Here is a 14,862-nt window from a genome sequence, read left to right as displayed (position 1 = left end):
AAACGTAAATAATTTCCTATATGTTATAAAAGGCATTGAATGGAAATAAATAATAAATTTAGAGGATAGAGAAGAGGAACAATTATGACAAATGCAAATTCATCTTTTTTAAATGAAGTTAATAGAAGAAGAACCTTTGCGATTATCTCACATCCCGATGCGGGTAAAACAACCTTGACAGAAAAACTATTGCTTTATGGTGGAGCTATTCGTTTGGCTGGTTCTGTAAAGGCTAGGAGAGCGCAAAAACATGCAGTATCTGATTGGATGGAAATCGAGAAGCAAAGAGGTATTTCTGTTACCTCCAGTGTACTTCAATTTGAGTATAACAACTATTGCGTTAATATACTAGACACCCCAGGTCACCAAGACTTTAGTGAGGATACTTATCGTACATTAATGGCAGCGGATAGTGCTGTAATGGTAATTGACTGCGCTAAAGGTGTAGAGCCACAGACAAAAAAGCTATTTCAAGTATGTAAAATGAGAGGTATACCTATTTTCACATTTGTAAATAAGCTAGACCGTGCAGGTAAAGATCCATTTGAGATTATGGAGGAAATTGAAAAGGTATTAGGTATTAGATCTTACCCTATGAACTGGCCAATAGGTACTGATGGTGACTTTAAAGGCGTATTCGATCGTCAAAAACAACAAATAGAAGTATTTCATGAAAAGAATCATGGTCAAAGTGTAGTAGAATCCACAGCTGGAGATGTAACAGATCCTGCTTTTAGAGATTTACTAGGTGTAGATTTACACAATCGATTGATGGAAGAAATTGAGCTTTTAGATATGGCTGGAGATGATTATGATTTAAACAAGATTCTAAAAGGTGAGCTAACTCCTATGTTCTTTGGTAGTGCGATGACTACCTTTGGAGTAAAGCCATTTTTAGAATATTTCTTACAAATGACAAATTCTCCATCCGGTAGAATGAGTAATCATGGAGAGATTACTCCAGAGTCTGAAAATTTTACGGGCTTTGTATTTAAAATTCAAGCTAATATGAATCCAGCCCATAGTGACCGTATAGCTTTTATTCGTATTTGTTCTGGAGAATTCCGAAAGGGTATGGAAGTTGACCATGTACGAATAAATAAAAAGGTAAGATTATCACAACCCCAACAGTTTTTAGCACAAGATAGGGTAGTAGTAGAAAAGGCTTATCCTGGAGATATTATAGGTATTCACGACCCAGGTATATTTAATATCGGAGATACATTGTGTCAAGATGGATCAAAGACCAAATATGAGGGGATTCCTGTGTTTGCTTCTGAGCATTTTGCCAAGATATATGCAAAGGATTCTATGAAGAGAAAACAATTTTTAAAGGGTATTACACAGCTAGCAGAAGAAGGTGCTATTCAAGTATTTAGGCAGTTATACATTGGAACAGAGGAATTAATAATAGGTGTAGTTGGTGTACTTCAGTTTGAGGTATTGGAATATCGTCTTCAAAATGAATACGGGGTAGATATTAAAATACAACAACTACCTTATAGATATATTCGTTGGGTAGAAATGAAGGACTTTGACCCAGATACATTTAAGACAACAACCGATACATTGATTGTAGAAGATGATGAAGAAAGACCAGTATTATTATTCCAAAATGAATGGTCAATACAGAGAGTAGCAGAGCGTAATCCTAATGCTACATTAAAGGAAATTTCTGTAAAATAGTTACCTTTTAATTTCACATTAATGATTTCTTTATATAATAAATACTAAATGTCCCTAAAATTTAATTTTAGGGACATTTAGTATTTATTAAAAAATTAATTAATATTATACTTTTTTATCTTTTTCCATAATGTAGAGCGACTTATACCCATATGTTTAGCAACATCATTTTTAGATCCCTTCATTTGTATAAGTAAATCAATAATCTCCTGCTTTTCTGTGTTCTCAAGAGTTAAACTTACATTATGATTAATGTTTTGAATTGATGAAGAGGAATACTTATCAATAAGTTGATCAATAACCATATTTAAATCATCTTTTAATAAATTTGCTTCTAATAAAAGTGTTAAACGACTAAGAACATTTTCAAGTTCCCTTATATTTCCCGGAAAATCATGGTTAGAAAGTAAATTTAAAATATTCATTATTGTTTTTTTGTTTTTTGAATATAATGCATGATTGACTTTTGTAAAGTAGTTAATAGAAAAGAGAATTATATCTTCTTTTCTTTCTCTTAAAGGAGGTATTTTAAGGTTTAAGACATTTAAACGATACATTAAATCCAATCTAAAATTCCCTTTTTCAACTTCTTCAATTAGATTTTTATTTGTAGCGGAAATAATCCTAACATCTACTGGTATTATTTTATTGCTTCCTATTGGTCTAATTTGCTTTTCCTGAAGAACCCTTAATAATTTAGCCTGAACTGGCAAAGGTATTTCACCTATTTCATCTAAGAATATTGTACCTTTATGTGCTTGCTGAAATAAACCCATTTTGCCCCCTTTCTGGGCACCCGTAAAGGAGGCTTCAGAGTATCCAAAAAGTTCTGATTCCAAAATACTTTCAGGTAAGGTGGTGCAGTTTAAAGCAACAAAAGGGCAGTTTTTTCTATCACTATAATTATGGATACTTTGTGCAAATAGCTCTTTTCCAGTTCCACTCTCGCCATTTATCAAGATAGCTGATGATGTTTTTGCATAGATTTTAGCTATTTTAATTACGTCTGCTATGTTTTGGCTCTTGTGTATAATATCATCAAAATTATATTTAGCAAAAAATCCTGTATCTATAATTTTATTTCTGATATCCATTTCATTTTCCTGTATTTTATTAACATCTTGAAACAATGCTACTGCTCCTATAATTTCATCATCACTATAAATAGGAATCCTGTTTATAATTATTTTCTTGTTATTTCTTATAGCTAGTCTGTTTTTGTGTACTTCCCCAGTTTGTAAAACTTTAACCAAGTCAGAATCAGGAAAAAAATCCGTTGTCTCCTTGTATAACATTTCTGGAATAGGCATATTTAAAAATTCTTCGGCCCACTTATTTATATTTACTATAATCTTGTCCTTATTAATTACTACAATACCGCTGTAAGAAAAATTTAAAACAGTTTTAAATACTTCTAAATCAAGTTTGGTTTTAAAATCATTTTTATTTGAATTCATATTTATCATAATCCCACCTACTTAGAATAGAGTATAGTTTAAGCATACCATAAATAATACAAAATGAAACGAAAATATACAAAAATAAACAAAAGAATACTCAAAATAGAATTATTTCTGAAAAAACAACAAAATTCATACAATATATATTGGCATGAAAATTGCTTTAATAAATAATGAGTAAAAAATATAAAGCTAAAAATTAAATGATAGCTAAATTTCAGGAGGTAATTATGGAAAACAGAGGAGCATTAGAAGGAATTAAAATTTTAGATTTAACTCGAGTATTGGCAGGACCATTTTGCACAATGATGTTGGCGGATATGGGAGCCGAGGTGATAAAAATAGAAATACCAGGTAAAGGCGATGACACGAGAAACTTTGGACCATATAAAAATGGTGAAAGTTTATATTACGCCAATGTAAACAGAAATAAAAAAGGTATCACATTAAATTTAAAAAAACCTGAAGGTAAAGAATTATTCTTAGAAATGGTTAAAAACGCTGATGTAGTAGTAGAAAACTATAGGCCAGGAGTTATGGATAAGTTAGGCTTAGGTTATGATGTTCTTTCAGAAGTGAATGATAAGATTATTTACGCTGCAGTATCAGGATTTGGAAGCTATGGACCTTATTCAGACCGACCAGGATATGATATTATCGCACAAGCAATGGGTGGTCTTATGGCTATTTCTGGTTGGCCAGGAGGGAATCCTACAAGAGTTGGAAATGCAATGGGAGATGTTTTAGGTGGTCTATCACTTACAATTGGTGTGTTAGCAGCTCTTAATGGAAGACATGTTACAGGAAAAGGACAAAGGGTAGATGTTTCATTAGTTGATTCAGTTGTAGCAAGCTTAGAAACAGGAACACAAAGATATTTTGCTTCAGGTGAAATACCAGAAAAACTTGGAAATAGATATGCAGCTGCCTATCCTTATGACTCATTCCAAGCTAAAGATGGTTTCTTTGTTATCGGGTGTGGAAACCAAAAGCTGTATGAGATTTTATGTCAGGTGATGAAGAAACCAGAATTAATCACAGATGAAAGATTTGCTACTATGGCGGATAGAAACCAAAATCATGTAGAATTAAAGGAAATAATAGAACAGTGGTCAATAAACTTTACTATAGATGAAGCAGTCGATACAATATTAGGAGCTGGAGTACCTGCAGCACCAATCTATGATATGAAGAGATTAACTGAGGATGACCATATAGCAAATGTAAGGGAAATGTTTGTTGATGTTCATCACCCAATTATAGGAGATATGAAAGTTAATGGATGCCATGTGAAACTTTCTGATACAAAACCTACTATTAAATGGGCAGCACCTACATTAGGTCAGGATAATGAAGAAGTTTATAAAAATATATTGAACTTAAACAAAGAGCAATTAGATGAATTAAAAAATAATGGAATAATATAATAGGCTTTTCAACCTTTGATATCGAATATAACCAATAAACTAAAGTGGGGGTTTAAGAATTGTGGAAAACATGGGCTTAATATCATTGATTTTACTATTTGTAGTAATTGTTATTGGATTTTTAAGAAAAACAAATGTAGGTATACTGGCTATAGCAGCATCACTAATAGTTGGTAGACTAGCTGGAATTACAGACAAAGAAATTATATCAGGTTTTAGTTCTTCGCTTTTTATTATGTTAGCTGGTGTAACATATTTATTTAGTATAGTTAATGTTAATGGTACCTTAGAATTATCAGCTAAGAAAATTGTATCCGTAGTTGGAAAAAGAACATGGTTAATACCAATAGTAGTATTTATTGTTGGATTTATTATTCCAGCGGTGGGTCCTGGTGCTGTACCAGCACTTGCTATCATGCCTGCGTTTTCAGTGCCTTTAGCACTTGTAATAGGCGTCGAACCTATTATGTTAGGATTAATTGGAGTAATTGGCCTCTTCGGTGGTAGAATGACGGCCATTACACCTGAAGGTATTCTTATTGCCGACTTAGCATCAAAGCAGGGAGTTACTGGTGTGATTAAGCCATTATTATTAAATGCTACATTTACTTCTATTATACTTTCAGTGATTGTTTACGTTTACTATAAAGGATATAAACCTAAAAATCAAAATATTTTAAAAGCAAGCGAATTACCTAAGTTCAACAAGAATCAAATCATTACAATTATAGGTGTTTTAGCAATGCTGTTTATAGTGCTAATATTAAAAATAAATGTTGGACTTGCTTCTTTCTTGATAGGATCAATTCTTATGGTTCTAAATGTTGCTGATGAAGCTCAGTCTATTAAAAATATACCTTGGAGTGTTATATTACTTATTACCGGTGTTGGATTATTTATGGAAATTGTTGTGAAATTAGGCGGTATTAATATATTGGCAACTGCACTATCATCAATTATGGGACCACGTACAGCAGGGCCTATTATGGGAATCACAGGGGGAATGATGTCTTGGTTTAGTTCTGCTCTAGGTGTAGTTTATCCAACATTGATCCCTACAGTAGGTACAATTATTGAAACAGTTGGTGGTTCTGTTACCGCAACGGAGTTAATCTCAACTATAGGTATTGCGGCTTCAGTTGCAGGGTTAAGTCCAGCTTCCAGTGGCGGTGCATTGATATTGGCAGCAATTGTTGCTAATACCGAGTGCAGTAAAGAAGAGCAAAATAAAATATTTGTTGAATTATTTATTTGGTCAGTATTTTCACTAGCTCTTGTTGCTTTTATTGGACTGTTGGGAGGATATAGAATCATTAAGTAGTATTACAAAAAATATAAGAGGTGAAAATTATGAATATCCCTAAAAATGTCGAAATAATTGAAGTTTGCCCAAGGGATGGGTTTCAAAATGTGAAGGACTTTATTAAAACCGAAGATAAAATTGAAATTATTAAAAAGCTAGTTGATGTTGGATATAAAAAAATAGAAATTACATCTTTTGTAAATCCTAAATGGATACCTCAAATGGTTGACGCTGCTGATGTAGTTGCAGAAATAAAAAATTATACTAGAGATAAAGATGTAGAACTAATGGGATTGATTCCGAATAAAAGAGGAGCCACAAATGCTGAGGCCACTGGTATTGATTGGATTTCATATGTTGTATCTGTAAGTGAAAAACATAATATGGCAAATGTAAATAGAACTGTAGAACAATCTATGGCGGAATTTGAAGAAATTGTAGGAGATAAAAAAGGAATGAAGGTAAGGCTGGGTATTGCAACGGCCTTAGGGTGTCCTTTTGGAGAAGAAATAAAAACAGAAAAAATAATAAGTATGGCTGAAAAAGGATTAAAACTAGGGGCAGATAGTATATTAATAGCAGATACCGTTGGTTTAGGAAATCCAGCTTTAGTGGATAGAGTACTAGGTGAAATGAAAAAGTATATTGATATGGACAAAATATGTATGCATTTACATGATACTAGGGGCCTGAGTCTAGCCCATACACTTGTTGCCATGAACCATGGAGTTAAAGTATTTGAATCTGCTGCTGGAGGACTTGGAGGTTGTCCTTTCGCTCCAGGAGCATCAGGAAACTGTGCAACAGAAGATTTAGCAAATATGCTTATGGGAATGGGAGTAGATATTAATTTAAATATAGAAGAATTAAACAAGGCAGTAGATTTAATTAAACAAAAAGTAAACTCTCCTATAGTTAGTCATATGAATAGCCTATGTAAAAAATAAATATAGTACTAATACTCCATATAAATTATGAGGTTAGTACCATTAGAAAATATAGAAAAACCTGCTTAAATAGTAGGTTTTTTTATGAAATTAATATATTCTGCATAAAACTTTAGAGAAAGCGTCTATGCTGCTTTTTTTATATTAATTATTATAGAATACAGTTTAGTTTTGAGTATAATGGTTATATAATTTAAAGAATATATAATTTAGAATAGGGGTGGCTATATGAAAGCTTTGTTTACATATAATTATGGGAACGAAAAAATGGATCTTATTAGAAATTTAGGCTATGAAGTTATATTAAAGGATGAAAAAAATATTGAGTATAGTGATGATATAGAGGATATAGAAGTTTTTGTGTGCTATAATCCTTTTTCTACGCTAGATATTACTAAAATGAAAAATCTTAAATGGATTCAGCTCTCTAGCATAGGGGTTGATCAGGTTCCGGCTGAGACTATATTAAAAAACAATATTATTTTAACTAATAATAGGGGTGGATATAGCATTCCAATGGGAGAATGGGTTGTGCTTAAAACCTTGGAAATATATAAAAAGAGTGTAGATCTTTATAATCAGCAAAGAGCCAAAAAGTGGAAGATGAATACTAAGCTTTTAGAGCTTTGTGGAAAAAATATAGCTTTTATTGGTACGGGAAGTATTGCTGTAGAATCTGCCAAAAGATTTCAGGGTTTCGAAGCGAATGTAATTGGAATAAATACAAAGGGAACAGAAACCAATTACTTTAATAAGTGTTACTCTATAGATGAATTAGATAAAGTTTTGGCTATTAGCGATGTAGTTATTTTAACTATACCTTATACCGAGGATACTCATCATTTAATCAATCGAGATAAATTGAATAAGATGAAGGAAGATGCTGTGCTTATTAATGTTTCTAGAGGAAGTATTATAAATGAAAAGGATCTGATAGACCACCTAAAGGGAGGTAATCTACTAGGAGCTGCTTTGGATGTATTTGAGGAAGAACCTTTGCCAGCAGAAAATCCTCTGTGGAATATGGAAAATGTAATTGTTACTCCACATAACTCTTGGATGTCTGAAATGAGAGATGAAAGAAGGTTTAAAACTATATTTGAAAATATGGAAAGGTATATAAAAGAAGAAGAACTTATTAATGTAGTTAATTTAAAAAGAGGATATTAGTCAAAGGATAGAAAAATAAAATGTATAAAAAAAGTAATTTTGTTTTGAAAAGCGACTTTGAAGTTAGAGAAATCAGACAAGAGGATGAAAATGGCGATGTAGATCTTTTTATTCCAATAGAATATAGAACGGTAAACTTATTTTTACCTTTTATTAAAGAGGAAAATATGTCTAGAATACAATTATCCGAAGTTAAAAGTATAGTTATAAGGTTTAATACTAGTAAGGATAATAATAGATGTAGCATTCATTTTCTAAAAAATATAGATTTACTATCTCATCTACTTAATTTTGAACTTGATTATGAACAATATGCAATAATTGTTAAACAAGAGGAATATAGTGTTTCCTTTAAGCTAATAGAGAAATAATATTTATTTTCCTGAAATATTTCAGGAAAATTTTTTATAACTAAAATAGAAGTGTTGCATATAATAGTAATGTGAATAAAAAAGGAGGTGCACTATGTCATATAATTATAGGAATTCGTATACCTTATCTAATATGATGGGCGAGCCTATGCCGGAGCCCCCTAGTGGTACCAATGGAAGAATATACATAGTTCGTCCAGGAGATACTATGTACAGGATTGCAGTGCGATATAATACAGGACTTCAAATACTAGTAGATTCAAACCCACAAATTAGCGATCCAAGTCGTATAATGATTGGGCAACGAATATGCATTCCATGTACAGATACAGCACAACCACATATTTATCAAGATTCTCCAGCATGCTCCTAGGAGAATACAAATTAAGTAATACTATACAAAGTAGACCTTATAGTTTAGTGTGAAATTATAGGGTCTTTTTGTCTTGGTTTTCGTTGAAAATATATGGTATAATTTAGAAAAAACGTACTTAATAAGGAGGATCATATGAAACGGATTATATCTTACATAATAATATTTTCCATTTTAGTTACTTCTAATTTACTTGCTTATGGAAATACTTCTATAGTTATGCTTAAAGATATAGAAAATCATTGGATTAATGATTTTAAAGAAGTATTATATACTTTGCAACATCTAGGTATTATAACAGGATATCCTGAGGATAATAGCTTCAGACCTGAAAAGCAAATTAGTAGACAGGAATTTGTAAAGGCCTTAGTTGTGGCAGCTGGATACTCTATAGAAAATAAAGGTATTGTCCAAAGATTTAGAGATGTTAATCCTAATTTATGGTCATATCCGTATATAGAAGCTGCTGTAAGAAATGGTATTATTATTCCTGAGGATTATATAGAAAACTTTGAGCCGTCTAGACCAGTTACTAGGCAAGAGATGGCAATTATGGTAGTAAGAGCATTAGATATTTTAGATAGTGAACAAATAGAATTTGATGACTTTGAGTTTAAAGATAAGTCGGAAATTCCTGCCTGGGCAGCTTCTTTTATTAATATAGCATGGAGTAAAGGAATTATTACGGGGTCAAAGGTAAATGAAGGCTATATATTTAGACCTAATGATACGGCTACAAGGGCGGAGGCAGCTATAATAATACATAGATTTTTACACAATAAGAAGGACTTGAAAAAACTAGGGTTCTATGCAGTTAAATCTTTTGAGCAGATAAAAGAGCTTGAAATCGGAGACATATTTGATGACATAGCTTTTGGCTGGGGTTCTCTAGAGGCATTAGAAAATGGAGATATAATATTTAGTATGGCTGATAGTAAAAGTGATTATAAAAGACCTTCAGGTTTTGAAGAACCATTACACCTAGTGGAAAAAGCAGGTGTGAATAAAACCTTAATGATAACAGAAGCTAGAACTTCTTTAATATATCCTTTTTTAGAAAATAAAACTTTCTGGCATACTACTATTACAGAAATAGTAGAGGGCTTAAGATATCATAACTTTACAGGTGTTCTAATAGATTTTGAAAATATACGTAATAGAGAACAAGGATATAGACAACTATACTTAGAGTTTTTAATTGAATTAAATAAAGAACTTAAATCTAACAATTATAGTTTGTCCGTTGCAGTGCAGCCAAATAATGTTATGGGATATTATGATGGTTACGATTATAGTGGAATTGCTGAAGTAGCTGATGAAATAATACTAATGGCTTATGATTATTATGATAGAAATAATACAACAACACCAACGGATCATGCACCTATTTATAAGGTGAAGGAGGCACTGGAAAGTTTAATTACTGAAGGCGTTAATCCAGAAAAGATCATTTTAGGTCTACAAGTAGCAGGAGCTACACAATGGATATTTAGGAAAGGTAATGGTACTATTTATCCATCGGATCAGATATATACACCTGCTATGTCTAGTGTTTACAATAGGTTAAATAGTAGTGATATTAAAGGTAGGATAAATTTTAACCCTAGCACTATGACACCATTCTTTGAATATAGTGTAGTTGATAACGCTGAAAGTAAAGATGTAATCATTAAGTATGAAAATAAAGAAAGTATAGAAAGTAAAATTTTGTTGGCTAAATACTATGGCATTAAAGGAATATCAGTTTGGAGGATTGGAGAAATACAAAGAGATATTTTAGAACTGTTAGTAGATAAATAGATTAATAAAACAAAAGGACTCAAGGATTAGGCGGCTGTGCATGAGGTGATTAAAAATTTATTTTTACATTGACAAGCGGCGAAATACCTGTTAATATGAATACATACCAAAAGTATGTATTGGAGGTGAAGCTCTGTGGCAAGAAATAAATATCCAGAGGAAACTGTAAACAGGATTAAGGAAGTATCTCTCAAACTGTTTATGGAAAAAGGCTATGAATATACCTCTATTCAAGATATTATCAATGATTTGGGTGGACTGACAAAGGGCGCCATATATCACCATTTCAAGTCTAAGGAAGAGATTTTTTTAGCAGTCACTGAAGATATTCATAGGGAAACAGAGACACGCATGGCTGCTATTCGTGATGATGAAAAGCTGAATGGCTTACAGAAATTACAGAAGATGTTCGATTCTTCTCTGGAGAGTTCAACACAAGATAAAATGTTTTCTGTTGCACCAAATCTGCTAAAAAATCCACAATTTCTGGCGCTTCAATTGCAAAGCTCCATTGATGAGGCGGCGCCGTTTTACATTCAGCCAGTTCTTGAACAGGGTATTGCAGACGGATCCATCCAGACAGAATATCCCAAAGAGCTTGCAGAGATTTTGATGCTGCTTGCCAATGTATGGTTAAACCCTATGATTTTTGCAGTTTCTCCAAAGGAGATGCTTAGTAAGTGCCGGTTTTTTCAAAAAATCCTGTTGGGATTAGGGATTGATCTAGTTGATGAAGGAATGCTGGAACGCTTTTACAAATATGCCAAGTTATATGAAGATAAAAATCACAAGTGACCTGCAAAAATAACTGCTCACAGAGAGCAGATTATTTTTAACATTATACATACCAACTGTAGGTATGTAAAAAGGAGGATATAACATGAACAAGTTACTGGCAGTACATACAAACTGCCTTACAAAAGTATTTTCTGGTGAAGAAGTATTGAAAAGATGTAGTATTTGTGTAAATCAGGGTGAGATCTATGGTATTCTTGGAGCAAACGGGGCAGGTAAAACCACTTTGCTCAAGCTGATCGCAGGGCTTTTAGAGCCCACTGAAGGCAGTGCAGAGGTTATGGGTATGGATAGCTGTAGCCAAAAAGCACAGCTGCTAAGGCAAACCGGTATTTTTATTGAAACACCTTACTTTTACGAGCATCTTTCAGCATCTGAAAATCTGTCTATCCATTTAGAATATATGGGCACTTCGGGTGATATTCAAGACGCACTAAAACAGGTTGGACTAAACGGCACCGGCACTAAACCAGTGGCACAGTTTTCACTTGGTATGCGTCAGAGTCTAGGGATTGCCCGTGCCTTGATTCATCGTCCACAGGTATTGCTTTTGGATGAACCTATAAATGGACTTGATCCAATTGCTATTCGTGAAATGCGTGAACTGTTTGGGCAGTTAAAGGCTAGGGGTATGACGCTACTCATATCCAGTCATATTCTAAGCGAGATAGAGCAAACCGCAGACCGTGTAGGAATTTTAGCACATGGACAACTGATTTTAGAAGAACGCATGTCTGTTTTGAAACAGCAGCATCCCAATGATTTAGAAAACTATCTTATTGGAGTTATGAATGGAGGGATTTTATGTTGAAATTAATTGGATTAGAACTGCGAAGAAATAAATTGAAAGGATACCAAGTAGCCAGCGGATGTATTTTTCTCGTGACTTTGGCATTTTGCTTTCTCTTTGCCTTTATGCCTGCCATTGTAGAATCGCAAGGGGATATTCTCCCAGCAAGGGAGGTTGCCATGTTCTCAGGCTGGAATAATTTAATCGCAATGATGTCCACTATTTCAATGGCTTCCTTTGCGGTGCTCTCTACAGTAATGCACGCCCGATTTATTGTAACCGAATACACAGGCAAGCGAGCTATTTTGCTTTTTTCTTACCCCATAAAGCGTAGTCGCATATTGTGGGCGAAATGCAGTCTTGTATTTTGGTTTACAACCGGCATGATGTTTCTGTGTAATTTGGCAGCAATCACGTTGTTTGGTATTTGCTCCAATCTGTTCCAAATTATTTCAGAGCCGTTTACGATTACGACCTTTACCCATTTGCTTACTACAACGCTGATTCTCTCATTATTATCTGGAGCCATTGGTTTGATTGCATTACGAATTGGTTTTTGGAAAAAATCCGTTCCGATCACTATTGTGTCTGCAGTTATATTGGTAAGCCCTTGTTCACAGCTGTTCTCATTTTTTTTGGATAGCTCTATTACCGTTATGCTTGCAACCATGCTACTCCTATTGACCATCGGCTTTGTGATTTTTTTAGGTCTGACAAGAATGGTAAACCGCATGGAGGTGCTATAATTTTATTGAAAGTTTTTTGGAGGAATGATAATTATGAAGAAAACAGCTTTATTTAAAAAAGATTTCACCTTAGTAGTCATTGGCCAAATCATATCCCTGTTTGGCAATTCTATTTTGCGATTTGCCCTGCCTATTTATTTATTAAGGCAAACAGGATCTGCCGCTTTGTTCGGCATGGTGACGGCCTGTTCCTTTCTGCCAATGATCGTCCTATCCCTTTTGGGTGGTGTGCTGGCAGATCGTGTCAACAAGCGAAACATTATGGTTGTTCTGGACTTTTTCACAGCCGTCTTAATTTTTGCGTTTAGTTCCGCACTTGAAGTGTTTCCGCTTGTACCACTTTTTATCGTAATACTTATGATGCTTTACGGCATACAGGGAGCATATCAGCCGGCAGTACAAGCGAGCATTCCGCTGCTTGTTCCTATGGAACGATTGATGTCAGCCAATGCCGTGATCAATCAGGTGAATGCACTGGCAAATCTGTTAGGTCCTATTATTGGTGGTATTCTGTTTAGTGCATGGGGACTTTCGCCTATTTTGCTTATAAGCGGTATTTGCTTTATATTGTCTGCTGTAATGGAAATTTTTATTCGCATTCCACACCAAAAAAAACCCATCGAGACGGGTGTACTCGCTATTGTACGTGAGGATTTAACCGATAGCCTGCGGTTTATTAGGACAGAAAAACCAGTGCTTTTTCGTGTAATGGGTTTGCTAGTCTTATTCAACCTTTTTTTAAGTGCCATGCTGATCATTGGTCTGCCGGTATTGATAACGAAAACATTGGGAATGAGTGACCGTTTGTTTGGATACTCCCAAGGTGCACTTGCAGCAGGCGGACTTGCAGGGGGGATTTTAGCAGGACTTTTGGGAAATAAGCTGGATGTGAAAAAATCACATTTACTCTTGCTTATGTGTGCTTGTGGCGTGCTGCCTATGGGACTGACATTGTTATTCCAAAGTCCGCCCTTTATCAGCTATCTGATTATCTCTGCTATGAGCTTTTTTCTAATGACAGCATCCACTATGTTCAGCGTACAAATACTTTCATTTGTGCAGGCACAGACGCCGCCACAGCTTGTTGGCAAGGTGATTTCCTGTCTGCTGGCACTTTCCATGTGTGCCCAACCTATTGGTCAGGCACTATATGGCATTCTGTTTCAACAGTTTAACTCAATACCATGGATTGTAGTTTTAGGTGCCGCTTTGATTTCTTGTATGATTGCGATATATTCCAAAAGCACTTTGGGAACACTGAGCGAATAAATTTTTTTTCTCAACTGACGAGACTTGACTTTAACCCAAAGAAGCAGATGCCATAATGGCATCTGCTCTTTCTCTTTTCCATATCTGCTTATAGTTTAGGTTTTAAATTGTCCCTATTACTATGCACCTTTATATGGGTCTTTTTTTTATTTGAGAAGAAATATACTTAAAAGTATAGTATAATATAGAAGGTAAGATTTAAGGGCGCACAGAGAATTTTTTAATAATGGTATAACTGATAAGAAGGGGGCCCGGGATATGAACAATGAAAACAATATAATGGTATGTGTAACAAAACAAAAAACCTGTGAAAAGTTAATTCAGTCTGGGGTTAAAATTAAGGAACAAAGAGATGGAGATCTTTTTGTTGTCCATGTTGCACCTACAGGGTGGAACTTTTTAGGTAACTCTCAGGAAGGAGAAGCCTTGGATTACTTATTTGAAATTTCAAAGGCAGTAGGAGCAGATATGACAGTATTGAGGTCATCAGAGGTTGTTAAGACCATTGTTGACTTCTGTGAAAAAAACGGCATTACCATTATTGTATTGGGTGAATCTCCAGAGGTTTCAGAGGACAATAATATTATTTCTAAGTTAACTAAAAAGCTAGGGCAAAATATTGAAATAAAAGTAGTTTCGACTTATTAAAATTATAGTATTAAATAATAGAGGTTTCTATAAAAATAGAAATCTCTATTATTATTTATAAATGTATAAGAAAACAG

Annotated in this window: 14 protein-coding genes; 13 read left to right on the top strand and 1 reads right to left on the bottom strand. The window is 33.9% G+C overall.

Annotation, left to right across the window (positions count from 1 at the left end):
• The first annotated feature begins 84 nt into the window (after positions 1 to 84).
• Positions 85 to 1,686 (top strand): peptide chain release factor 3, encoded by a 1,602-nt coding sequence (locus HYG84_RS00465; protein ID WP_212379710.1) that lies wholly within the window; start codon positions 85 to 87, stop codon positions 1,684 to 1,686.
• Between the two features lie 95 nt (positions 1,687 to 1,781).
• On the opposite strand, the gene HYG84_RS00460 is transcribed toward HYG84_RS00465, so the two are convergent.
• Positions 1,782 to 3,152 (bottom strand): sigma-54 interaction domain-containing protein, encoded by a 1,371-nt coding sequence (locus HYG84_RS00460; protein WP_212379708.1) that lies wholly within the window; start codon positions 3,150 to 3,152, stop codon positions 1,782 to 1,784.
• A gap of 224 nt (positions 3,153 to 3,376) precedes the next feature.
• Here HYG84_RS00460 and HYG84_RS00455 point away from each other — a divergent pair, with 224 nt between their 5' ends.
• The 12 genes from HYG84_RS00455 (at position 3,377) to HYG84_RS00400 (ending at position 14,785) form a co-directional block, all read left to right on the top strand.
• Positions 3,377 to 4,573 carry a CaiB/BaiF CoA transferase family protein gene (locus HYG84_RS00455; RefSeq protein ID WP_212379706.1) on the top strand — a complete coding sequence of 399 codons (1,197 nt, stop codon included), beginning with the start codon at positions 3,377 to 3,379 and terminating at the stop codon, positions 4,571 to 4,573.
• A gap of 70 nt (positions 4,574 to 4,643) precedes the next feature.
• Positions 4,644 to 5,894 (top strand): SLC13 family permease, encoded by a 1,251-nt coding sequence (locus HYG84_RS00450; protein WP_249168733.1) that lies wholly within the window; start codon positions 4,644 to 4,646, stop codon positions 5,892 to 5,894.
• A gap of 29 nt (positions 5,895 to 5,923) precedes the next feature.
• Complete coding sequence (locus tag HYG84_RS00445; RefSeq protein ID WP_212379702.1) at positions 5,924 to 6,823, top strand: hydroxymethylglutaryl-CoA lyase; 900 nt, start codon at positions 5,924 to 5,926, stop codon at positions 6,821 to 6,823.
• Between the two features lie 228 nt (positions 6,824 to 7,051).
• A complete protein-coding gene (locus HYG84_RS00440) occupies positions 7,052 to 7,993 on the top strand; it encodes a phosphoglycerate dehydrogenase (RefSeq protein WP_212379700.1) in 942 nt (313 codons plus the stop codon).
• Between the two features lie 20 nt (positions 7,994 to 8,013).
• Entirely contained in the window at positions 8,014 to 8,364 is a 351-nt protein-coding gene (locus HYG84_RS00435) for a hypothetical protein (protein WP_212379698.1), read from the top strand.
• Between the two features lie 94 nt (positions 8,365 to 8,458).
• Entirely contained in the window at positions 8,459 to 8,737 is a 279-nt protein-coding gene (locus HYG84_RS00430; RefSeq protein WP_212379696.1) for a LysM peptidoglycan-binding domain-containing protein, read from the top strand.
• A 135-nt stretch (positions 8,738 to 8,872) separates the two neighbouring features.
• Entirely contained in the window at positions 8,873 to 10,537 is a 1,665-nt protein-coding gene (locus HYG84_RS00425; protein ID WP_212379694.1) for a glycosyl hydrolase family 18 protein, read from the top strand.
• A 135-nt stretch (positions 10,538 to 10,672) separates the two neighbouring features.
• A complete protein-coding gene (locus tag HYG84_RS00420) occupies positions 10,673 to 11,332 on the top strand; it encodes a TetR/AcrR family transcriptional regulator (RefSeq protein WP_212379692.1) in 660 nt (219 codons plus the stop codon).
• Between the two features lie 85 nt (positions 11,333 to 11,417).
• Positions 11,418 to 12,143, top strand: a complete 726-nt coding sequence (locus HYG84_RS00415; protein ID WP_212379690.1) for an ABC transporter ATP-binding protein — start codon at positions 11,418 to 11,420, stop codon at positions 12,141 to 12,143.
• Entirely contained in the window at positions 12,137 to 12,868 is a 732-nt protein-coding gene (locus tag HYG84_RS00410; RefSeq protein ID WP_212379688.1) for an ABC transporter permease, read from the top strand. Before HYG84_RS00415 ends, HYG84_RS00410 begins: the two co-directional genes overlap by 7 nt.
• Before the next feature lie 33 nt (positions 12,869 to 12,901).
• Positions 12,902 to 14,137: an MFS transporter gene (locus HYG84_RS00405; RefSeq protein WP_249168680.1), complete on the top strand. Its 1,236-nt coding sequence runs from the start codon at positions 12,902 to 12,904 to the stop codon at positions 14,135 to 14,137.
• Positions 14,138 to 14,395: 258 nt separating this feature from the next.
• Positions 14,396 to 14,785 carry a universal stress protein gene (locus tag HYG84_RS00400; protein WP_212379684.1) on the top strand — a complete coding sequence of 130 codons (390 nt, stop codon included), beginning with the start codon at positions 14,396 to 14,398 and terminating at the stop codon, positions 14,783 to 14,785.
• The last annotated feature ends 77 nt before the right edge of the window (positions 14,786 to 14,862 follow it).

It is taken from the genome of Alkaliphilus sp. B6464, assembly GCF_018141165.1.
Lineage (GTDB): Bacteria > Bacillota > Clostridia > Peptostreptococcales > Natronincolaceae > Alkaliphilus_B.
Note: the sequence above shows the minus strand (reverse complement) of the source record. Positions and strands in the feature narration are given on the sequence as shown.